Annotated in this window: 15 protein-coding genes, 1 tRNA gene and 1 riboswitch; of the genes, 10 read left to right on the forward strand and 6 right to left on the reverse strand. The window is 71.9% G+C overall.

The window, feature by feature from the left end; genetic code table 11:
• Positions 1 to 8: 8 nt before the first annotated feature.
• The 5 genes from OHO27_RS22000 to OHO27_RS22020 all read left to right on the forward strand — a co-directional run bounded on the left by OHO27_RS22000 (position 9) and on the right by OHO27_RS22020 (position 5,118).
• A complete protein-coding gene (locus OHO27_RS22000) occupies positions 9 to 1,142 on the forward strand; it encodes a dihydrofolate reductase family protein (RefSeq protein ID WP_328426501.1) in 1,134 nt (377 codons plus the stop codon).
• A 98-nt stretch (positions 1,143 to 1,240) separates the two neighbouring features.
• Positions 1,241 to 1,314 (forward strand) — tRNA-Met (locus tag OHO27_RS22005).
• Positions 1,315 to 1,436: 122 nt separating this feature from the next.
• Positions 1,437 to 2,555, forward strand: coding sequence for a PP2C family protein-serine/threonine phosphatase (locus tag OHO27_RS22010; protein ID WP_328426503.1), 1,119 nt, complete (start codon positions 1,437 to 1,439; stop codon positions 2,553 to 2,555).
• A gap of 214 nt (positions 2,556 to 2,769) precedes the next feature.
• Positions 2,770 to 2,927, forward strand: a riboswitch (cyclic di-AMP (ydaO/yuaA leader).
• A gap of 11 nt (positions 2,928 to 2,938) precedes the next feature.
• Positions 2,939 to 3,964 carry a M23 family metallopeptidase gene (locus OHO27_RS22015; RefSeq protein ID WP_328426505.1) on the forward strand — a complete coding sequence of 342 codons (1,026 nt, stop codon included), beginning with the start codon at positions 2,939 to 2,941 and terminating at the stop codon, positions 3,962 to 3,964.
• A 209-nt stretch (positions 3,965 to 4,173) separates the two neighbouring features.
• Positions 4,174 to 5,118 (forward strand): aldo/keto reductase, encoded by a 945-nt coding sequence (locus tag OHO27_RS22020; RefSeq protein ID WP_328426507.1) that lies wholly within the window; start codon positions 4,174 to 4,176, stop codon positions 5,116 to 5,118.
• 19 nt (positions 5,119 to 5,137) lie between these two features.
• On the opposite strand, the gene OHO27_RS22025 is transcribed toward OHO27_RS22020, so the two are convergent.
• The 3 genes from OHO27_RS22025 to lhgO form a co-directional block, all read right to left on the reverse strand.
• Positions 5,138 to 6,502 (reverse strand): PrsW family intramembrane metalloprotease, encoded by a 1,365-nt coding sequence (locus OHO27_RS22025; RefSeq protein ID WP_328426509.1) that lies wholly within the window; start codon positions 6,500 to 6,502, stop codon positions 5,138 to 5,140.
• 152 nt (positions 6,503 to 6,654) lie between these two features.
• Positions 6,655 to 7,515: a tRNA (guanosine(46)-N7)-methyltransferase TrmB gene (gene trmB, locus OHO27_RS22030; RefSeq protein WP_328426511.1), complete on the reverse strand. Its 861-nt coding sequence runs from the start codon at positions 7,513 to 7,515 to the stop codon at positions 6,655 to 6,657.
• 113 nt (positions 7,516 to 7,628) lie between these two features.
• Positions 7,629 to 8,861 (reverse strand): L-2-hydroxyglutarate oxidase, encoded by a 1,233-nt coding sequence (gene lhgO / locus OHO27_RS22035; protein ID WP_328426513.1) that lies wholly within the window; start codon positions 8,859 to 8,861, stop codon positions 7,629 to 7,631.
• A 312-nt stretch (positions 8,862 to 9,173) separates the two neighbouring features.
• Between lhgO and OHO27_RS22040 the strand changes: the two genes are divergently transcribed.
• Positions 9,174 to 10,532 (forward strand): histidine-type phosphatase, encoded by a 1,359-nt coding sequence (locus OHO27_RS22040; protein ID WP_328426515.1) that lies wholly within the window; start codon positions 9,174 to 9,176, stop codon positions 10,530 to 10,532.
• Positions 10,533 to 10,631: 99 nt separating this feature from the next.
• On the opposite strand, the gene OHO27_RS22045 is transcribed toward OHO27_RS22040, so the two are convergent.
• Positions 10,632 to 12,056 carry an MFS transporter gene (locus OHO27_RS22045; RefSeq protein WP_328426517.1) on the reverse strand — a complete coding sequence of 475 codons (1,425 nt, stop codon included), beginning with the start codon at positions 12,054 to 12,056 and terminating at the stop codon, positions 10,632 to 10,634.
• Between the two features lie 757 nt (positions 12,057 to 12,813).
• Here OHO27_RS22045 and OHO27_RS22050 point away from each other — a divergent pair.
• Positions 12,814 to 14,913, forward strand: coding sequence for an asparagine synthase-related protein (locus OHO27_RS22050; RefSeq protein ID WP_328426519.1), 2,100 nt, complete (start codon positions 12,814 to 12,816; stop codon positions 14,911 to 14,913).
• A gap of 413 nt (positions 14,914 to 15,326) precedes the next feature.
• Positions 15,327 to 15,872: a hypothetical protein gene (locus tag OHO27_RS22055; protein ID WP_328426521.1), complete on the forward strand. Its 546-nt coding sequence runs from the start codon at positions 15,327 to 15,329 to the stop codon at positions 15,870 to 15,872.
• A gap of 22 nt (positions 15,873 to 15,894) precedes the next feature.
• On the opposite strand, the gene OHO27_RS22060 is transcribed toward OHO27_RS22055, so the two are convergent.
• Complete coding sequence (locus OHO27_RS22060) at positions 15,895 to 17,871, reverse strand: sigma-70 family RNA polymerase sigma factor (protein ID WP_328426523.1); 1,977 nt, start codon at positions 17,869 to 17,871, stop codon at positions 15,895 to 15,897.
• Between the two features lie 351 nt (positions 17,872 to 18,222).
• A complete protein-coding gene (locus OHO27_RS22065) occupies positions 18,223 to 19,002 on the reverse strand; it encodes a TetR/AcrR family transcriptional regulator (RefSeq protein WP_328426525.1) in 780 nt (259 codons plus the stop codon).
• 383 nt (positions 19,003 to 19,385) lie between these two features.
• Between OHO27_RS22065 and OHO27_RS22070 the strand changes: the two genes are divergently transcribed.
• Both OHO27_RS22070 and OHO27_RS22075 read left to right on the forward strand, forming a co-directional pair.
• A complete protein-coding gene (locus OHO27_RS22070) occupies positions 19,386 to 20,765 on the forward strand; it encodes an NAD(P)/FAD-dependent oxidoreductase (protein WP_328430505.1) in 1,380 nt (459 codons plus the stop codon).
• A gap of 195 nt (positions 20,766 to 20,960) precedes the next feature.
• Positions 20,961 to 22,613: an ATP-binding SpoIIE family protein phosphatase gene (locus OHO27_RS22075; protein WP_328426527.1), complete on the forward strand. Its 1,653-nt coding sequence runs from the start codon at positions 20,961 to 20,963 to the stop codon at positions 22,611 to 22,613.
• Positions 22,614 to 22,632 lie beyond the last annotated feature (19 nt).

The raw sequence follows: 22,632 nt of genomic DNA on the forward strand, positions 1-22,632 counted from the left end.
GCGTGCCGATGCCGTCGTACCCCTACGTCCTGCTGTCCGCCGCGGTCTCGCTGGACGGCTACCTCGACGACACCACCCCCGAGCGCCTGCTCCTCTCCAGCCCGGCCGACTTCGACCGGGTCGACGAGGTGCGGGCGTCCGTGGACGCGATCCTGATCGGCGCCGGCACGATCCGGGCGGACAACCCGCGGCTGCTGGTGAACTCGGCCGAGCGGCGGGCCGCGCGGGTGGCGGCCGGGAAGCCGGAGTATCCGCTCAAGGTCACGGTCAGCGCGTCCGGCGAGCTGGACCCGACGGCGAACTTCTGGCACACGGGCGGCGAGAAGATCGTCTACACGACGGAGAAGGGCGCGGAGCGCCTGCGCCGGGCGCCGGTCGCGGCGGACGTGGTCGCGCTGGGCGCCGACCTGGACTGGCGGGGCCTACTGCGGCACCTGCGCGAGGTGCGCGGCGTCGAACGGCTGATGGTCGAGGGGGGCGGCACGATCCACACGCAGCTCCTTCAGCAGGGGCTGGCGGACGAGGTGCAACTGGTGCTGGCGCCGCTGTTCGTGGGGGACCCGGACGCGCCGCGGCTGTTCGGGCCGGGCGGGTATCAGGGAGGCCGGCTGCGGCTGCTCGAGACGCGGCGGATCGAGGACGTCGTGCTGATGCGCTACGAGCCGACGGCACCCGGTGCGGGTGTCCTGCCGTCCGCCGCGGACCGGAGGTGGCTGGCGGTGGCCTGCGATCTGGCGGCACAGTGCCCGCCGTCGGGGACGGCCTTCAGCGTCGGGGCGGTCGTGGTGGCGGCCGACGGGACGGAGCTGGCGCGGGGGTACTCGCGGGAGGGCGGTGACCCCGTGGTGCATGCCGAGGAGGCCGCGCTGGCGAAGATCGCGGCCGGGGATCCCCGGGTGACGTCCGCCACGGTGTACACGAGCCTGGAGCCCTGTACGCGCCGGGCGTCCCGGCCGGTGCCCTGCGCGCGGCTGATCCTCGACGCGGGGGTGCGGCGCGTGGTGACGGCCTGGCGGGAGCCGGACACGTTCGTGGCGGGGGCCGACGGGAGCGGGCTGCTGGCGGGAGAAGGGGTGGAGGTCGTCGTCCTGCCGGAGTACGAGGGGCCGGCCAAGGCTCCGAACAGCCATCTGCTGCCCTGACCGGCCCGGGTCACGGCTGCCGAAAACACTGCTCAAAGCGGGGCCGGGGAAACGCGTGTGCATCTTGTCCTGCGGATGGCGTACTATTGAGTCATCGCCGCGGGGTGGAGCAGCTCGGTAGCTCGCTGGGCTCATAACCCAGAGGTCGCAGGTTCAAATCCTGTCCCCGCTACTGATCACTCAGGGCCGGAACTGATTCAGTTCCGGCCCTGAGTGTTTTCCGCTCTACGCCCGCGCTCGTCCGGTCGGCCCTCAGCACTCGCCCCGCGCCACCGCGTCGGCAACCCTGGTGGGGTGGAGCAACGGCGGATCTCGTACGCACGCCGGTTCCTCCGGCTGCTCCCCGCCCTGCTGATCGCGGTCGGAGGCGTGTACGACCACGTCACGCCCACGGACTTCACCGGCGCCCCCTTCTTCACCGCCGCACCCCTGGTCGCCGCCCCGCTCTACTCGCAGCGCGGCACGGTCCTCACGGGCGTCGTGGCTGTCGCCGCACTGCTCGTGCTGCGCATCCCGCGCGGCAGCCTTCCCAAGGCAGAGGTGATCACGGAGCTGGTCACCGTGGCCACCGTCTCCGTCCTCGCCGTCCTCATCAACGTCCTCGTCCGCCGCAGCGACGAACGCCTCGCCTCCGCCCGCGAGATCGCCGAGGCCGCCCAGCGTGCCGTACTGCCCGAGCCGGCCGAGCGGATCGGCGGCTTCCAGATCGCGGCACGGTACGAGGCGGCGCAGCAGGGCGCCGCCATCGGCGGCGACCTGTACGCCGTGCAGGACAGCCCGCACGGCCTGCGGGTCGTCGTGGGAGATGTGCGCGGCAAGGGCATCGGGGCGGTGGGCGCGGTCGCCGTGGTCATCGGGGCCTTCAGGGAGGCTGCCGAGCAGGAGGCCACGCTGGAGGCGGTCGCACAGCGCCTGGAGCGGGCGCTGGCCCGCGAGCGCGACCGGCGCGAATGGGCCGAGTCCGCCGAGGGGTTCACCACCGCGGTACTCGCCGAACTGCCGCACGGCAACGGGATCGTGCGCCTCGTCAACCGCGGGCACCCATCGCCCCTGCTGCTGTACGCCGACGGCACCGTGCGCCCGCTGCCCGCCGACGAGCCCGCGCTGCCGCTCGGCATGCGGGAGCTGGGCGTCTGGCCCGACCGGGCTCAGGAGGCGGACTGTCCGAGCGGGGCCACGCTGCTCCTGTACACCGACGGCATGAGCGAGGCACGGGACGACGACGACCGGTTCTACGACCCCGAGGCGGGACTGGCGGGGCGGGCCAACGCCCGTCGCGAGCCGGCCGCGCTGCTGGAGAAACTGGCGGCGGAGGTGCGGCGGCACTCCGGGGGCGGGATGGCGGACGACATGGCCCTCATCGCCGTACGACGGACCGTGATGCGGTTCCTTGATCCTTGTCACCGGATGTGACCGGGCGACCCCCCTCCGCATAACAACTGACACACCGTCAACACTCGTGTGACGCCTGAGCTCTGGCCAACTCGCCCGATTTAGGCCGCTCATGACCCGTAAGTCCAGGCGAAAATCGTTAATGATCAAGTGGAACAGCTTGGAATCCGCACCCCGCGTCTATTAACGTTCGATAACGCAGCGCGGTCGTCCCAGCCGTCACAAGAGTCGGCTCCGTGCGCACGCGCCGAATCTCGAAAGGGAACCGGGGAACCATCACCTTGGGGTGAATCGCGCAGACACCACCGTGAACTCACGGGCGGTTTACGCGCGTAGGAGACCTTCCTGCTCCGAACCCGTCAGCTAACCCGGTAGGCGAGAAGGAAGGAAAGGAGCACGCCCACGTGGCGTCCAACCGGCCTGCCCCGCAAGCCCCGTTCGTGCCGAGTCAGCGCAGCAGCGACACCTTCGGCTACGACCGCAACCGCACCGACGAGGGCCCGTTCGAGGAGTGGCATCCCACCGCGGAGTCCCTTCGTCCCGTTCGCGGCAGGCATCGTGTCTCCAAGCAGCGCGGCGGGGGACTCGCCCGCAGCTCCACGGTTCTCGGCGTCGGTGTCATAGCCGCCGTCGGCGCGGGCGGCATGGCCAGCGCGAACAGCGGCAAGCCGCCGGTCGCCATCACCATGCCGGACCTGCCCCTGATCTCGGACGACTCCTCCGAGCCCGCCGAGGACGCGGCCACCGCCCTCAGCACCATGGGCGAGACCTACGACGAGACCGCGCAGGGCGGTTCCGACGCCGGTGAGGCGCTGCGGAGCCGGATCATCGCGCAGGCCGAGTACCAGCAGGACCAGATCGACAGCAAGGCCGCCGCAGCCGCGGTCGCCGCCGCCGAGAAGGAGGCCGCCGACGCGGCCGCCAAGGCGGAGAAGGAAGCCAAGGCCAAGGCCGCCGCCGCGAAGGCCGAGGCCGAGGAGGAGGCCCGCAAGAAGGCCGAGGCCGAGCGCCTCGCCGAGCTGGCCAAGCAGTACACGCTGCCGACCTCCTCGTACACCCTCACCTCGACGTTCGGGCAGGCCGGCGCCTACTGGTCCTCCGGCTACCACACGGGCCTCGACTTCGCCGCGCCCACCGGGACACTGATCAAGGCCGTGCACAGCGGCACGATCACGTTCGCCGGCTGGGACGGCTCGTACGGTTACAAGACCGAGCTCACCCTCGACGACGGCACCGAGGTCTGGTTCGCGCACCAGTCCTCGATCAGCGTCAGCGTCGGCCAGAAGGTCAACACCGGTGACGTCATCGGCCGCGTGGGCGCCACGGGCAACGTGACCGGTGCCCATCTGCACCTCGAAGTGCACCCCGGCGGCAGCTCCAGCGGCATCGACCCGCTGGCGTGGCTGCGCGGCAAGGGGCTCACGCCCTGAGGCGCTCCGGCCTCTGCCCCTGGTAGTTCCCTGCCGCAGTCCGTCCACACCTGTTCCCCGGCGATCCTGTCCTGATCCCCGGCAGTCCTGACGGCGTCCCCCCGACGTCAGGGCTGCCGGTATCCGGATCGCCGGGGGTTTCGCCTGTTTACGGGAACTTTGCGGTCCTCCCGGAAGATCGGCCTCCGCGACGGACGTTGACATCGAGCATGACTTCTCTGCGCAAGCTCGGCTCCTCCGACCTCGAGGTCTTCCCGCTCTGCCTCGGCGGCAACGTCTTCGGCTGGACCGCCGACGAGCCCCAGTCCTTCGCCGTCCTCGACGCGTACACCGAAGCGGGCGGCAACTTCATCGACACGGCCGACTCGTACTCGGCGTGGGTCGAGGGCAACGTGGGCGGCGAGTCCGAGACCGTCATCGGCAACTGGCTGAAGGCGCGCGGCAACCGGGCGGACGTCGTGATCGCCACGAAGGTCAGCCAGCACCCCGACTTCCAGGGCCTCACCGCGGCCAACATCAAGGCGGCCGCGGACGCTTCACTGCGCCGACTCGGCACCGACCACATCGACCTCTACTACACCCACTTCGACAAGCCGGAAGTGCCGGTCGAGGAGATCGTCGGCGCGCTGGACGAGCTGGTGAAGGCGGGCAAGGTGCGGCACATCGCCGCCTCGAACATCTCGGCAGAGCGGCTGGAGGCGTCCCTCGCCTTCTCCGACCGCGAAGGGCTGGCCCGCTACGTCGCCCTCCAGCCCCACTACAACCTGGTCTCCCGCGACACCTACGAGGGCGAGCTCCAGAACCTCGCCGAACGGGAAGGCCTGGCGGCGGTCCCGTACTACGCCCTGGCGGCCGGGTTCCTCACGGGCAAGTACCGCACCGGTACGGCGGTGGACAGCCCCCGTGCCCAGGGCGCCGGCAAGCACGCGGAGACGGAGCGGGGCCGCAGGGTGCTGGCGGTGCTGGACGGGATCGCGTCCGCCCACGAGGTGCCGGTGGCCACGGTGGCCCTGTCCTGGCTCGCCGACCGGCCCACGGTCACGGCCCCGATCGCCTCGGCGCGGACGCTGGAGCAGCTGCCGGCGCTGCTGGGAGTGGGGGAGCTGACTTTGACGGAGGAGGAAGCGGCCAGGCTCACGGAGGCGTCGGCCTGATCGGCCCGCCGCCGCACGGTCACATCCGATAGGGGTTGTACGCGGGGTACGGGGCCGGGTGGTACGCGGGGTAGGGCGCCGACGCCCCGTACCCCGCGTACCCGTTCCCGTACGGCTGCCAGGGACCGGGTGCCCCGTACCCAGGAGCCGGTGGCCAGGCCTGCGCCGCCGACACCGCGTGCTCCAGTGCCGGCCGCGCGACCTCCCGGCGTCGCCACAGCTCGTGCAGCAACTCCCGTTCCCGTACGACGAAGTCGGCGCCGGCCCGCCCGCGGCGCCCCCGGTGCCGTAGGAACGCCAGCGACGTGGCGCAGGCCTCGTACTGCGCCACGGCCCGCGCCGCCGTCCGCCCGCCGTGGCGGCGCGCGTACTGCCGGGCCACCCGCCGGTCCCGCATCGAGCCCAGTGCGTACGGCTCGCTCGGTGACAGCCACCCGGTGACCATGTAGGCGGGCAGCTCCTCGCGCACCGTCCTCAGCTCGCGCTGCCGGGTCCAGATCACCAGCCAGGTGAGCAGCCCGAACGCGGGCACCATGAAGGCCGCGTACACCGCGAAGAACCCGAACTCGCCGAAGGACGACGAGCCGTTCCACAGCGCGTGCATGCCCATGGCGAGCAGCAGCCCGGAGAGGGGGAGGAGGACGCGCCGCACGTGCTGCCGCTCGCCCGAGAGTGCGGCGATGCCGAAGCCGATGCCGGTCAGGACGGTGAAGAGCGGGTGTGCGAAGGGCGACATGATCACGCGGACGAAGAAGGTCGCCGCGGTGACGGAGGCGATGCCGCGGTCGCCGGAGAGCTGGTCGGTGCCGAAGGCGGTGCCGAGGTAGAGGATGTTCTCGGTGAAGGCGAAACCGGTGGCGGTGACGCCGGCTATCACCACGCCGTCGACGATGCCGGTGAAGTCCCGCCTGCGGAAGAGGAAGACCAGCAGGACGGCCGCGGCCTTCGCGATCTCCTCCACCACGGGCGCTATGACGGTCGCGCCGAGGGTGTCCGCGTGCGACGGATCGGCCGTCGCGGTCGCTATCCACCGGGTCGCGAAGCTGTTGGCGACGATCGCTATCAACGCCGCCGCGCAGGCACCCCAGGCGAAGGAGAACAGCAGATTGCGCCAGGGACCAGGTTCGACCCGGTCCAGCCACCGGAACGACGCGACCAGCAGCGGTACGGGCAGGACGGCCAGCCCGAGCCCGACCAGGAACCCCTCGGTGCCGGTCTGCTCACGCACCAGGGCGAGGATGACCAGCCCGGACAGCGCGAGCAGAGTGCTCAGCGCGCCGTAACGCACCCACCGCTTCTGCCACCAGTGCGCGTGCCGCAGTGCGCCGCCGGTGGGACCGGTGGGACCGGTGGGGTGCGTCGGGTACGGGGGACAGGTGGCCACGGCATTGACCCTAACGAGGCAGGGGCGCCGCCCGCAGCAGCGCGAGTGGGGCTCGGGCGCCGGTGGGGTTTGCTGTCGATGGTCTGGTCTGGTCGGTGCTGGTGCTGGTGCTGGTGCTGGTGCTGGTGCTGGTGCTGTGGTTCCCGCTGCTCCTACCGCTGTACGCGGCGGAAGAGCAGGTCGTTCACCACATGACCCTTGTCCAGTCCCTGGCCCTCGAAACGGGTCAGCGGCCGGAACTCCGGACGGGGCGAGAAACCGCCGTCCGCCTGTGTGTTCTCGAAGTCGGGTTGCGCGGTCAGCACTTCGAGCATCTGTTCGGCGTACGGCTCCCAGTCGGTGGCGCAGTGCACCAGCGCGCCGGGCTTCAGCCGGGTCGCGGCGAGGCTGAGGAACTCGGGCTGGATGAGCCGCCGCTTGTGGTGCCGCTTCTTGGGCCAGGGGTCGGGGAAGTAGACGCGCAGCCCGTCGAGCGAGTCGGGGGCGAGCATCTCGCGGAGCAGGATGATGGCGTCGCCGTTGCCGACGCGGATGTTGTTCAGCCCGTGGTGGTCGGCGAGGTTGAGGAGGTTGCCCTGCCCCGGGGTGTGGACGTCGACGGCGAGGATGTTGGTCCCGGGGTCGGCGCCGGCCATCTGCGCGGTCGCTTCGCCCATCCCGAAGCCGATCTCCAGCATGACGGGGTTGTCGTTCCCGAACAGCTCGGCGAGGTCGACGACGCACTGCCCGTCGATGTCGAGCCCCCACTTCGGCCACAGCCGCTGCAACGCGTCCGCCTGCCCGGCGGTCACCCTGCTCCGCCGCGGCTGAAAACTCCGAATCCGCCGCTCGAAGTGCGACCCGGCCGGATCGGCCTTCGGCCCGTCCGGGAACCGGGGTTCCCCCTTGGCCCGGGTGCGCCGAACGGAGACACCGGGGTGATGGTCGGCATACCCAGCATGCTCGCCGGGGGCCTCGGACTGATGCGGGGCGCGGGGCTGAGGGGCTTCGGGGGCGTTGAGGGAGTCAGACACAGTGGGAACGATTTTACGGGGAGCCGGAGAGACGCTGTCTGCCCGACGCCGGTCCAGGCATTTCAGCCCGTCTGGGGGTGCCCCCTCTGGGGGAGTTTGAGGACGAGGCCCGTTCAGGGCCGAAGCGGGGGTCTGGGGGCGGCAGCCCCCAGTACCGCCAACGCCCGCCGAGCCACTTCCCGCCCGATCGGCAGCGAAGCCGTCGCCGCAGGACTCGGCGCATTCAGCACATGCACGGCCCGATCCCCCTCCCGGATCAGAAAGTCGTCCACCAGCGCACCGTCCCGCAACACCGCCTGCGCCCGCACCCCCGCCGCAGCCGGCACCAGATCATCCGCAGTCACCGCAGGCAACAACCTCCGCACCGCCTCCGTGAACGCCCCCCGCGACACGGACCTCCGCAGCTCCCCGGCCCCGTACCGCCAGTGGCGCCGCGCCATCCGCCACACCCCGGGCCACGCCACCGTCGCCCCGACCTCCCGTGGCCGGACGACCCACCATCCGTACCCCTCCCGGGCCAGTGCCGGCACCGCGTTGGGCCCGATGTGGACATCCCCGTCGATCCCGCGCGTGAGGTGCACCCCGAGGAACGGAAACGCCGGATCCGGCACCGGATACACCAGCCCCCGCACCAGCTCGGGCCGCGCCAGCGAGTAGTACTCCCCCCGGAACGGCACGATCCGCACCTCCGGCTCGTCCCCCGTCATCCGGGCCACCTCGTCGCAGTACAGCCCGGCGCAGTTCACCAGCACCCGCCCCCGCACGACGTCCCCGCGCGTGGTGCGCACGGCGACCCCGAGGTCCGCCCGCCGGTCGACGCGCTCGACCTCGGCGCCGTACCGGATCTCCGCCCCGGACGCCTCGGCCAGCTGCCGCGCGACCCCGACGAAGTCGCAGACGCCCGTCGTCCCGACGTGTATGGCCGCGAGCCCCCGCACCTCCGGCTCGTACTCCGCGATCTGCGCGACGCCCAGCTCCCGTACCGGAATGCCGTTCTCCCGCCCGCGCTGCACCAGGGCGTGCAGGCGTGGCAGCTCGGCCCGCTCCGTCGCGACGATCAGCTTGCCGGTGACGGCGTGCGCGACGCCGTACTCCGCGCAGAACTTGACCATCTCGGCGGCACCCCGCACCGCGTACCGGGCCTTCAGCGACCCCGGCCGGTAGTAGATCCCGCTGTGGATGACCCCGCTGTTGCGCCCCGTCTGGTGCCGGGCCGGACCCGGCTCCTTCTCCAGCACGGTCACCCGCGTCCCCGGCGCGGCACGCGTGATCGCGAACGCCGTGGCCAGCCCGACGATCCCACCGCCGACCACGAGCACGTCACAGTCGTAAGCGATCGCCCGCACCTGCTCCACCTCCCGGTTTCGATAATGCCTTGCGCCACTGACAACGCACTCAAACCCGGGGGACCGGCGCGGCCCGCCCCGGATGCGGGGCTCGCGCACCTCCGACGTGGCGATTTCGAGGGGGAACCTTTGGCAAGGGCGGGAAATCCGGCCATCGACCCGCCGTGATCCAGCCACGGCAAGTTCATGCGCCGCTTCGACGATGCGGCAGTCATCCGGTCTGCCGCTTCGGTGCGATGCAGCGGCACTGAACGAAACGGCACAGCTATGAGACGCCCCGCCCCGAGGCGCACATCCGTGCGACGTCGCGCTATGAGATGCCTCCCCCCGGCCATGGCCCTCGGCCTGGCCGCCCTTCTGGTCGCCACCCCGGCCGAAGCCGGCACGGACACCGCCAAGAACACCGGCACCCGGAACAGCTACGGCACCAAGGCGACGTACACCCCCGGCCAGAGCCCCCGCACCTACCAGCGGGCCCCCGCCGGCTTTACCCCCGTGTTCACGGAGAACGTCTCCCGGCATGGCTCCCGTTCCGCGACCGACGGGGAGGACGCCGACCTGGTCCTCGCGCTGTGGCAGAGGGCCGAGGCCGCGGGCGCGCTCACCGCGAAGGGCAGTCAGTTCGGGCCCAGGGTGCAGGCGCTGCAGGAGGCCATGAGCACCGTGGGCTACGGCGACCTCAGTGGGCGCGGCAAGCGGGAGATCCAGGACACGGCCGTACGGATGGAGCAGCGGCTGCCGGGGCTGTTCAAGCAGATCGCCGGCGCCAAGGAGAAGATCGACGTCGTCAGCTCGGGGCAGGGGCGCGCCGTCGACAGTGCGAACCTGTACGCCGCCGCGCTCGCCGGCACCGACTCCGCCCTGAAGCCGCTGATCGGCCCGACCCGCACGGACGTCGACCTCCTGTACTTCCACAAGGCGGCCGGCGGCGCTGCCTACCGGGACTACATCGCGAACGACCAGCGGCTCGCGAGCACGCTGAAGTCCCTCACGGACCAGCCCACCACCCACCGCGCCGCCCGGGACGTACTGAAGAAGCTCTTCAAGGGCGCCTTCGTCGACCGGCTCCCCGACGACGACCGCGTGGCCGCCGCCACGGCCGTCTACAACCTGTACGCCATCGCGTCCGCCATGAGCGACGAGAGCCCCGGCGGCAAGGGCTGGGGCATGGAGCGGTTCATCAGCAAGCGGGACGCGGCCTGGTTCGGATACCTGAGCGACGTCGAGGACTTCTACGAGAAGGGCCCCGGCTTCACCGGCAGCGACATCACGTACAAGATGGCGGACGTCGTGCTCGACGACTTCTTCAAGCAGGTCGAGGCCAAGCGCGCCGGCACCAGTGACCTGGGCGCCGAGCTGCGCTTCACCCACGCCGAGGAGATCATCCCGCTGGCCGCGCTGATGGGTCTGCCCGGCAGCACGAAGGGCGCGACCGCCGAGCGGCCGTACACCTACGCCGACAACGCATGGCGGGGTGCGTCGGTGGCACCGCTCGGTTCGAACGTCCAGTGGGACGTCTTCCGCAAGGGCGGCACTTACCTGGTGCGGATGCTCTACAACGAGAAGGAGACCGGCTTCAGGGCGGGCTGCCGCCCGATCGCCAAGGGCAGCACCTTCTACAAGCTCGACGAGCTGGAGCGCTGCTTCGGGCGCACGAACGGCGCGTCCTAGCGGCCCAACTCGGGCAGGACGGAGGCGACGGCGGCGGTTCGGGTCTTCCGAGCCGCCGCCCGCTCCGCACGCACGCACGCGCGTGCCGGAGATGTCCGTCTAGGCCGGCGCCATGAGCAACGGCCGCGCCCGCTCCCGCAGCTCGACCACCCGCGGCTCGTCGCCGTACGGCTCCAGGCGGTGCAGCAGGTCCTTCACGTACTCGGTGGTGCGCGCGGACGATATCCGCCCCGCGACCTCCACCGCCCGTACGCCCTGCTCGCACGCCGCGTCGAGATTGCCCGACTCCAGTTCGGCGACCGCCGAGACGACGAGCCGCAGTCCGTGCGAGCGCACGAACTCCTCCGTCGGCTTCGACAGCGCCTGTTCCGTGAACCGCCGCACCTGACGCGGTGCCTTCAGGTCGCGGTAGCACTCGGCGGCGTCCGCGGCGAACCGGTCGTAGGAGTAGAACCCGAGCCATGACGGGTCGTTGTCCCCCTCCCTGGACCGCTCCAGCCAGCCCTCCGACGCCTTCAGGGCCGCGCCGGCGGCCTGCGCGTCACTCGCGCGCGCGTGTGCGCGTGCTTCGACGAGGCGGAAGAAGCTCATGGTGCGGGCCGTGGCGAGGCCACGGTTGCGTTCCAGGGCGGCCTGGGCGAGGTCGACGCCCTCGTCGCCGAAGCCCCGGTAGGTCGCCTGGAGCGACATCGACGCCAGGACGTACCCGCCGAGGGGCACGTCGGCGGCCGCGCGGGCGAGCCGCAGGGCCTGGATGTAGTACCGCTGGGCGGCCTCCTGCTGCCCGGTGTCGAAGGCCATCCACCCGGCGAGGCGGGTGAGTTCGGCGCTCGCCCCGAACAGCGCCCGGCCCACCTCGTCGGAGTACGAGCCGAGCAGCAGCGGCGCCGCCTCCACCCGTAAGCACTCGGGCACCATGGACGAACGCCAGTCGCCGCCGCCGTACTTGGAGTCCCAGCGCCTGGCGTCCTCGGCGGCCTCGCGCAGCTTCTGCACATCGCTGTGGCCGACTTTGAGCGGTGCACCGGAGCTCTCGGACGGACTCACCTCGCGCGCCACCGAAGTGTCGGCCGGGGTTATCAGCCAACGTGAGGCGGGCGTTGCGTACGCGCTTACTGCGAACGAACCGGCCAGCGACTGCCAGATGCCGCCGGCACCGGCACGGCGCCCGGCGAGATCGAGACGGTACAGCTCCGTCGCCGACCGCACCGCCTGTCCGACGTCCCGGGGGAAGGCGAGGCCCACTTCGGGTGCGGGGTCCGCGTCCGCCAGGCCGATCTCGTGGAGCGGCACCGGGCGGCCCAGCTTCTGGCCGATGGCGGCGGCGATGAGGTGCGGCGCCGCACCCTGCGGCACCATGCCCTTCGACACCCAGCGCGCCACCGATGTCTTGTCGTAGCGAAGAGTCAGGCCCCGCTGAGCGCCAAGGTCGTTGACGCGTCGGGCGAGTCCTGCATTGCTGATTCCCGCGAGGGCGAGAACGGCGCCGAGTTTTTCGTTCGGCCCGCGTTGCTCCCTGGACATGCGCCACCCCTCGACACAGACGGCTGCCGCGCTGGCATAACCATGCGGCATTCGTAAACCCAGCGTAGTTCGCCGCATCCCAAGCGTTAAGGGGCATTCTTCCGGATGGCGGGATTGTGGTCCGTACTCAAGTGCGCACCCCCTACGCACAGTTGTGACGTGCTCCCACTGTGTGGCTGTGCGCCCGTCCGTGCGCTCTTCTCCAGCCACCGGGGGAGCGGTTCCATGGCTTCTGCGTGGGTCGGCCCGCTGTACTGGATCCAGTGGGCTGGGGGATTCCGCCGCCTACATCCCCGCGGGCGGCGGAACGGTCCGGGGGGCGCACTCCGTTCCCCGGACTGCGCGCACTACGAGTACCCCGAGTAGTGCGCAGGACTTGTACGGAGCGTGCGCGAGCCTGTCCTTGCGACGCCGATTTGGCCGAAAAGCGACCCCGCCTCTCGCGGGTGATTACCGCTCCGACCATGGAAGTTGAGGGCGCGAAGGGCGTTTTTGGGGAGTGTTTCGGGGGCGCATTCGCGTCGCAGAAGTTGTCCAGGAGTCGCCTCAGACGTTCTGCCAAGTCGCCGGATCGCCTTGCCCCGCCCGGGCGTTCGGGCTGCGACCCGGCGCGTTCGTGTCGACGCGGGGGCGCCCCCACGGGCGCAATTCCGGGATCTCCAGCGGCTCCGCCGCCGCTCCGGCACGCCTCCTTCATGGCAGCATGGTGAACCGGTTCGTACGGTGCACTGGTTGTCCACAGCCTGTGGAGGCGGCGATGCGGTGGTTGGTGGGATGGAGCAGCACCGCCGCGGTGGCCGCCGGCATCGGCTCCGCGGGGGCGACCGGAAGCGACGGCGAGACCGTGCACCCGGTCGGTTCCCAACTCCTGTGGGGCGACCCCGATCCGCTCTGGGCGGTCGGCGACTGGCGCCCCGACGAGGTACGCGTGGTGAAGGCCGACCCGCAGACCCGGATCGCGGTACTGGGCACCTGCGGGGCGAGTGACGAGCAACTGCGCCTCGGTCTGTTCGCCGCGCGCGGAGGGGCACTTCGGCATCTGACGGCCTGGTCCGGCAGCTACACGGCCGTCGTCCAGGTCGGCCGCAGGGTCATGGTGTGCGGCGACCTGGCGGGCGCACGGCCGGTGTTCTACACCCCCTGGGCGGGCGGTACGGCGTATGCGACCGCCGCGCTCCCCCTCGCCGACCTCATCGAGGCCAACCTCGACTTCGGGCACCTCGCCGCGCTGCTTGCCGCCCCCGACGTACCGGCGGCCCTGCACGACTCCACCCCGTACGACGGCGTGCGGCGCATTCCACCGGGGCATGCGCTGATCCTGCGCACCGGGGCGCGCGAGATCGCCGGGTACGAGCCGGTCGCCTCGCTGGCGGTGGCGGCGCCGACGGCCGATCCCGACAGCGCGGTGGACGCCGTACGCGACGCCCTGGTGGAGGCGGTGCGCACGCGTCTGTCCGCGCCCCGCCACGTCCCCGGCGCCGACATAGACCCAGGGCCCGTACCCGGCATGGGCCCCGCCGAGCGGCGTGCCGCGCGCGGGATGCCGGTTCCGGGCATCGGCGCCGACCTGTCCGGCGGCCCGGCCTCCGGCACCCTGGCGCTGCTGGCCGCCGGCCTGCCCGGCATGCCGGGCACGGTCCTGGGGCACGGCACGGGCGCGGGGGAACGCCTTCTGGCGGTCACGTTCAACGACCTCGTGGTCGGCGGCCGGGAGGCCGAGCTGGAACGAGCGGGGACGCTGGCGGCCAACCCGCGCCTGCACCACGTGGTGGTGGCCGGCGGCGAGGAGACACTGCCGTACGCCGACCTGGACGGCCCGCTGACGGACGAGCCCGGCCCGAGCCTGGTGACGGCCGCGAGGCACCGCGCGCGTTTGGCGTCCGGCAGCGCCGACCACTTCACCGGCTACGGCGCCCGCCAGGTCCTGGACGCCCACCCGGCCCGCCTCGCGGACCTCCTGATGGACCGCAAGCGGCGCCACCTGGTCCGCCCGGTCGCGGCCCTGGCCAAGGCGGACGGCTCGGTGCTGGTCCCCGCGCGCGTGTACGGCGCGGCGCGCAAGCTGGCCCGCACCCCGTACCGCACCGGACTGGAATCCCTGGCCGACCGCCTCCTCCACCGCCGCTTCGACGAACCCGGAGGTGCCGTAGGGGCGTCGCTCGCCGCGCTCACCTGGGCCAGACCGGGCCCGGCGGCTCGCTGGCTGACCGGCGAGGCGCTGGCTGAAGTATCGGTTCGCCTGCAAACGGCGACGAGCCGCAACGGCGTGGGCCCCGGCCAACGCCCCGGCGACTACCGCGCGCGTGCGGCACTGGCCCGCCACTCGGCGGACCTGCGCGTCCTGGAACAAGCCGCCGAGATCCGCTTCCAACGCCTGCACGCCCCGTTCCTCGACAACCAGGTCGTACGCGCCTGCCGAGCCCTCCCGGAGGCCCTGCGCGTCCAGCCCGGCGCCCGCGCCGCGATCCTGCGTACGGTCCTGGAGGGCGCCGGAGTGGCCGACCTCCCACCCGGCTGGGGCGCCCCGTCCCACGCATCGGCGGCCGTGGCCGCGAGGACGGGCCTGCGCGTGTCGGCCGACTCCCTGATGACCCTGTTCGGCACCCCCCTACTGGCCCAGGCGGGCCTGGTGGAGGCCCGAGTGGTCCGCAAGGCCCTCCGCGCCGCCGCCGAGGGCGAGCCACTACCCCTGGACGGCCTGGCAGACCTGGTCTCCCTGGAACTGTGGCTACGCCGCCTGCTGGCCCGCCGAGGCACCTGCTGGACGGGGACACCGGCACGGCAACGCGCGGTACCGGAGGGGATCAAGCCGCAGCGGGGGGCGTTGGGGGCGGGGGCGGGGGTTCGGCCGGTTTAGGGGGCGAGGGGGAGGCTGGGCGGCTCCTGCGGACGGTGGGGGGCGTTGTTATGGGAGCGGCCGGTGACTTACCGGCGCCGATCCAGGCAAAGTCAGCCCGTCCGGCGTTTGAGGACGAGGCCGTTCAGGCCGAAGCGGGGGTCTGGGGGCGGGCAGCCCCCAGGGCCGGGGTCGAAGGGGCGGAGCCCCTTCAAGGACGGGAAGGGTAGGGGCGGCGGGGGCGAGGACCCTCCCGCACACCCGAAGGACCACCGCACCCACGACACCCGCCACCGCCAAACCCGCGCCCCCACTCCCCACCCCGGGGACAATGACCCGGTGCGGTACAGAATCCTGGGCGTCACCCAGGCGGAGGACAACCAGGGCACCGTCGTACCCGTGGGCGGGCCCCGCCTCCGCGGCCTGCTGACGGGGTGGCGGACTCACGGGCGTTCGTGCTGCTGATGCGCGCCCAGATCGCGCTGGACGACAAGGACACCGCCCGTGCGCGCGAGATGTGCGAGGCGGCACGTGTGGAGACCGAGAACGCCACACCACCGCCCCAGTTCGTGGTGATGCTGAACGCTGTCGACGCCTTGACGGTGACCGCGGAGTCGGGACCGGAGCACGGTCTGCCGCGGCTGGTCGACGCTCTGCGCTTCGCCGTGGAGAAGCGCTGTGCCGACGTGATCACGGCGACCCTCACGGACGCTGCCGCGGACCTGCTGACCCGCCTCGGCGACCACCCGCGCGCGATCCGTCTGCTCGCCGCCTCGGAGCACTGGCGCCGCGGCAATCCGCGCCTCCAGCCCGAGCGCGGGCACGCAGAGAGGGCCGAGACCGCCGCCCGCACCGCCCTGGGCGCCGAATGGTTCACCTCCGAGCACACCCGGGGCACCGCCCTCACCCACGACGACGTCCTGCACGACCTCGCCGAGGCCGTGCGCGGCCTCCAGCTCCCTGCCGATCAGGCCCCGTGAGCCGGATCCCCGCTGGATGGCCCTACACGCAGCTGAACTTGGACTCCGCCCAGTCCGCCAACAGCAGGGTGTCGAAGGTGCGGTGCGGCTCGACCACCAGCCGGACGGTCTCCCGTCCGGTGAGGTTCACATGGATGGGCACGGCCGGGTCCCCGCCCTCGATGACCGCGGAGCGCCACAACCGGACGCCGTCGGCGTACACCGAGAAGCGGAACTTGCCCAGCCCCAGCGTCGAGTCGTCGACGCCGGCCATCGCCGTGTAGGCGGAGCACTCCCGGTTGAGGTCGATGGTGACGGAGGACCGGCCGTGCACGGTGACCCCGTTCGCGTACCGCTCGTCGCCGATCGACACACCGTGTCGCTGCCACACCCAGCTGCTCTCACCGATCCGCATCTCGGGCTCGCTGCCGTCGCCGGAAATGTTGTACGACAGGTCGCTCCACCGGTAGTCGACCGGGGCGGGCGGAGGCGTCGGAGCCGGCGTGGGGGTGGGTGTCGGCGTCGGTGTGGGTGTCGGAGTCGGCGTCGGGGAGGTCGTGGGCGTCGGACTGGGTGTGCGGGTGGGAGGCGAGGCCGGTGTCGGGGTCGCGTCGGGATGGTCGGCCGGGATGATCGCCGGCGGGTGCGGGACGGGCTCCTTCTCCGTCGGCTCCGTCGGCTCCGTCGGTTCCGTCGGCCTGGGCGTCGGTGTCTCCTCGACGATGGGGGAGGGCACGGGGGGTTGCTTGGCGTCCTGCTTGTCGGCCGGCGTCTCGTTGCCGGCGAGCGCGAGCACGATCGCCGCCACCACGCCGACGGCGACCACACCGGCAGCGATCCCGGCCTTCAACGGCGCGCCCAGCCCCTCGGAGGCCGCCGCACCGCCCCCGGAACTCGCCCCGCCGGAGGAACCGCCGCCCGCCGCGGAGGCCGCGCCGACCGCGCCGGCCGCACCCGCCCCTGCGCCGCCGGCGATGAGCCCGGCCGCCTTGGCGTACCCGGCGGCGCCGAACCAGCCGATGACCGCGACCGGCACGACGGCCGGGATACCACCGGCGACTTCCTTGATCTGGCCCGCGGCCAGGCGGCACTTTGGGCACTCCTCCAGGTGCTTGCGCATGCCCCGCTCGGCGCGGGTGCGCAGGCTGCCGCGGGCGTAGGCGCCGAGCCGGTCGGCATGGCGGGCGCACTCCTCGTCGCTGGCGAGGCTGGCGCTGACGTGGGCCTGGAGGTAGGCCTGCTTGAGCCCTTCGCGGGCGCGGCTGGCGAGCACGCGCGTGCCGTTGGCGTCGAGCCCGAACAGCGTGGCGACCTCGCTCGGCGACTCGTCCTCGACCTCGGTGTGCCACAGCACGGCCTGCCAGCGCTCCGGCAGCGACCGGAAGGCCTGCATGGCCATGGACTGCTCGGCCTCGTGCATCGCCCGCACGTCCGCGCCCAGGTCGAGCGTGTCGTCGTCGGACACCTCGGCGACCCGGGTGGACTGCGCGGCGAACACCGCGAAGTCGTCGACCAGTTGCTCCCGCCGCACCGACTTCGTCCAGTCCGCCGCGGCACGCCGGATCGAGGTGAGCAGATAGGCGCGTACGGCGTGCTCGGGGCCGGATCCGCGGCGTACGGCCTGCAGCATGCGGGCGAATACCTCGGCGGTGAGGTCGTCCGCGGTGTGGGCGTCGCGACAGCAGGTGCGCGCGTACCGGCGCACCGCTCCCGCGTGGCGGCGGTACAACTCCTCGTAGGCGGTGTCGTCACCGGACCGCATCCGGCCGATCAGGTCGGCGTCCGACGGCGGCAGTTCGCGCGTCGGCAGGTCAGGGGGCGCCAGCTCGCGGGGCGGAGGCAGCACGCTGTCCTCGCGTCGGTCGCGCTGGGCCGGGACACTGCCCTCCGCGCGGCCCGGTGAGCGCCCCTCCATGGGGTCGCCGCCCGGTGGGAGGTCCGCCCGTCCGCCCTGACTCGGCACCTGCGGAGACGCCGAGTCACCGTCACCGCGTGACTCGTCCCACCCGTCAACGCTCATCGCGGAAAGCCCCCGCCGCCAGCTCTACCAGTCCCGGACACCGGGTCAGGGTGCCATATTGGCTTTTGGTCAGGACCCACGCGTACGGACATCCACTCGTCCGTGGGGACTTCCCGCAACGCAGTATTGGCCCTCGACCCTGCGGGGAAGACTCAACCAGCGTTCACCGCAGTGGTGTTCGAGGCGAGGCGGCACAGCCCCCGCCTCGCAGGCACCCTCTTCGAACGCTCACCCCTTCGAAGTAACTCTTTCGAAGTCACCCCTTCGCAGTCACGGCCACCGCCGCAGCGTCACGGGTCACCGAAGCGCCACAGGTCGTGCCGCACCGTCAAGGCCGCCGCGTCGGCCGGCTCACGCCTGAGGCCGCGACCGCAGCCCCTCCAGCAGGATGTCCAGCAGTCGCGCCGAGGCCGCCGCCTGCTGCGCCGCATCCGGCAGCGAGGGCGCCGCCGTCGCGATCACCAGCAGGACGTCCGACACCGACACGTCGCCACGCAGCTCGCCTGCCGCGCGCGCCCGCTCCACGAGCTGGCCCACCACGTCGAGCAGCGCAGCCGTCCCCGCGTCGTCCACCGGGTCGACCGGCGCCGCCGCAGGCTGTTCGGGCACCAGCCGCAGTTCACCGACGCCCGGCTGCATCCGCTGCTGCGGCACCCGGGCCTCGTCGAGCGCGGCGCCGTCCTCGGCGACCCCGACCCGCAGCACCTGCGGCGGCAGCAGCCGACCCGCGCCGGACGCCACCGACGTGCGCAGGAAGCGCGAGAGCGCCGACCACGGCTCGTCCTCCTGACCGAGCGCCGCACGTGCCTGGTCGGTCAGCCGGGAGGTCTCCTCCTCGGCTATCCGCCGCACCAGGACGTCCTTGCTCGGGAAGCGCCGGTACACCGTCCCGACGCCGACCCGCGCGCGCCGCGCCACGTCCTCCATCGGCGCGCCGTACCCCAGCTCGCCGAAGACCTCACGCGCCGCACGCAGCACGTGCTCCAGATTGCGCTGTGCGTCCACGCGCAGCGGAGTCGTACGCGACGCGTCCCCGCGTCCGTTGCTCGCAGCCGCGCTCATCGTGCCGCCCACCCCGCCACCGGGTGTGATGGTGGATGCGGAAGACCATCGAGAATCCTGAACATGCATAAGCGATCCCCCGGTAATGACGTCTCCCCCCGGAGACTCCCCGTCATTGCTAAGCCGGAGCGTCGCGGAACAAGCCCGGACAACGAGTCCGTTCCGTGTGACTCACGGACCCGATGAGCGCATCCCCCTACACCCCGTCGACACACGAACATAGTTGAGAGGGAGTCAATTCAGAAGGGGCAGGTTCCGCACGGAGCGCCCCTCGATCGGAGTACGAGTCGTTTACGTCCCGATTGCGCCACCTGTGATCCCTCGGAGCACACCCGCTGACCTGCGGACCTTTCCCGCACTCCGGCAATTCGGCCAAATCGCGGCGCCGACGATCTCCGGTCACACAAATGGTCGAGCCTGTGGACAAACGCAAGCGCCGGGTGCGTCATGGGATGGTGAAGGAACGTGCGCGCATTCTCGTTGTCGGCGGCGGCTACGTCGGGATGTACACGGCCCTGCGTCTCCAGCGGAGGCTGCAACCGGAACTCGGCCGGGGCGAGGCCGAGATCACGGTCGTCACTCCCGACCCGTACATGACGTATCAGCCATTCCTGCCCGAAGCGGCCGCCGGCTCGATCTCCCCGCGCCATGTGGTCGTACCGCTGCGCCGCGTCCTGCCCCGCTGCAGGGTCATCATCGGCGAGGCCACCGCCATCGACCACGCCAAGCGCACCGCGACCCTCACCACCCTCGCCTCCGAGGAGGAGGGCACAGGCAGCGAACAGCTGTCCTACGACGAACTCGTCCTCGCCCCCGGCTCCATCGCGCGCACCCTCCCCATCCCCGGCCTCGCCGACCACGGCATCGGCTTCAAGACCGTCGAAGAGGCCATCGGCCTGCGCAACCACGTCATCGAGCAGATGGACATCGCCTCCTCCACCCGCGACCCCGCGATCCGCGACGCGGCCCTCACCTTCGTCTTCGTCGGCGGCGGATACGCCGGCGTCGAGGCGCTCGGCGAACTCGAGGACATGGCCCGCTACGCCACGCGCTACTACCACAACGTCAGCCCCGAGGACATGAAGTGGATCCTCGTCGAGGCCACGGACCGCATCCTGCCCGAGGTCGGCGAGGACATGGGCCGCTACACCGTCACCGAACTGCGCCGCCGCAACATCGACGTACGCCTGCACACCCGCCTGGAGTCCTGCGCGGACCGCGTCGCCGTCCTCAGCGACGGCGCCCGCTTCCCGACCCGTACGGTCGTCTGGACGGCCGGCGTCAAGCCCCACCCGATCCTCGCCGCGACCGACCTGCCACTTAATGAGCGCGGCAGGCTGAAGGGCACCCCCGAGCTGACGATCGAGGGCACTACGCACGCGTGGGCCGCAGGCGACGCCGCCGCAGTCCCCGACGTCACCGCCGCCGAACCCGGCACGGAGTGCGCCCCCAACGCGCAGCACGCCCTGCGCCAGGCCAAGGTGCTGGGCGACAACATCGCGCACACCCTGCGCGGCGAACCGCTGGAGACCTACGCCCACAAATACGCCGGTTCGGTCGCCTCCCTCGGTTTCCACAAGGGTGTCGCGCAGGTCTACGGGCGCAAGCTCAAGGGCTACCCTGCCTGGTTCATGCACCGCGTCTACCACCTCAGCAGGGTGCCGACCTTCAACCGCAAGGCCCGCGTCCTCGCCGAATGGACCCTCTCGGGGCTCTTCAAGAGGGAGGTCGTCTCCCTGGGTTCACTCGAACACCCCCGTGCGGAGTTCGAACTCGCGGCCGGTGGAAAGCATCCTCTCAACCCGGAAGACGACCCGAAGGGGTCGTCCTGACCGGACCCAGGAACTCCACCGACCGGGCAGGCGTCAGACGGGTGTCGGCCAGGTCGGCCGCACTGCCAGACTGATCCCCGAACCGATCCCGACCACAAGGCTCTCCCCACAGTGCCGCAACCCCGGGGCGTCACCCCACAGACCCCCCGGCCGGGTCCGGAGCTGGCCGAAGACGACGACACGAGGCAAGGATTCGTGAACTTCACGCGCTGGAGCGCCCGGCTCCCCGGAACGCAGCGCCGCGCCGCAGCGCGGACCGAACCCGCGGCAGCGGTCGCCCAGGACCTCCGAGGAGAGGGACCGGGCGCCGTCCCCGCGGCCCGCGCCGAACACCTCACCGACGAGGCCAGGCCCATCCCCGCCGTGGACGAGCTGCCGGTCCGCGAGGTCCTGGACCGCGTCCCGGCCCTGGTCGCCCTCGTACACGGCCCCGACCACCGCCTGGCGTACGTCAACGACACCTACGTCACGGCCTTCGGTGTACGCCCCCCGGGCGAACCGGCCCGCGAGGCCCTCCCCGAGCTCGCCGAACTGGGCCTCCTCCCGCTCCTCGACCAGGTCCTGCGCAGCGGCAGGTCGCGCACCCTCAAGTCCCGCAAGGCCCCCGACGGCCGCTCCTACACCTTCACCTGCACGCCCGTGACCGAGGGCGACGGCGGAGTCCTCGTCTTCGCCACCGACGTCACCGACCACGCGGAAGCCGCCGAACGCCTCCGCGCCAGCGAACGCCGGCAACGCGAAACGGCCGTCACCCTCCAGCGCTCCCTCCTCCCGCAAGAGCTGGAGGAACCGGACGATCTGCGCATCGCCGCCACCTACCACCCCGGCGGCACGGAAGCCGCGGTCGGCGGTGACTGGTACGACGTGATCACCCTCGGCGGCGGCCGCACGGCCCTGGTCATCGGCGACGTGATGGGCAGAGGAGTACGAGCGGCGGCAGTCATGGGCCAGCTCCGTACGGCGGTGAGGGCCTACGCCCGCCTGGACCTCCCCCCGCACGAGGTGCTCCAGCTCCTCGACGGCCTGGCAACAGAGATCGACGCCAACCAGATCGCCACCTGCGTCTACGCCATCCACGACCCGAACGAGGGCCGCCTGATCTACGCGTCGGCCGGCCACCTCCCCATCCTGGTCCGAGACGAGAACGGCGCAGTCCAACGCGCCGACGAACCCACCGGCCCGCCGCTCGGCACCGGCGGCTGGATGCACGCGTCCGGCTCGATCCCCCTGAGCCCCGGCTCCACCGCGGTCCTCTACACCGACGGCCTGGTGGAGCGCCGGGACGAGGACCTGGACGAGGGAATCGCCTCCCTGGAACGCGCTCTGGCCGGCGCGACCGGCACCCCCCAGGTCGTCTGCGACCGCCTCGTCCGAAGCGCAGGCGTCACAGCGGACCACGACGACGACGTAGCGGTCCTGGTCCTTCAGCACCCGGCCCGCACGGGCCCCGACAGCGACCTTTTCCGCAACGCCGCCCTGGAACTCCTCGGCGGCATCGAAGCGGCCCCCCGCGCGCGTGCCTTCGCCTCCGGCGTCCTGACCAGTTGGCGCTTCCCTCCCGACCTCCACGACCTGGGCGTGCTGGCGGCCAGCGAACTCGTGGCCAACTCCCTCCAACACGGCACCCCACCCATGCGCCTCCGTCTCCGCCGCACCGACCGCCGCCTGATCATCGAGGTGACGGACGGCGACGACCATCTCCCCAGACGCCGCCGAGCCGAACCGGCCGACGAATCGGGCCGAGGAATCGCCATCGTCGCAACAATCGCCTCCAGCTGGGGCTCACGACGGACACCGGGCGGCGGCAAGGCGGTGTGGTGCGAGTTCGTACTGCCGAAGACGGCCTGAACCGCCGGCCCGGGCATTC

Source organism: Streptomyces sp. NBC_00443 (assembly GCF_036014175.1).
In the GTDB taxonomy this organism is placed as follows: domain Bacteria; phylum Actinomycetota; class Actinomycetes; order Streptomycetales; family Streptomycetaceae; genus Streptomyces.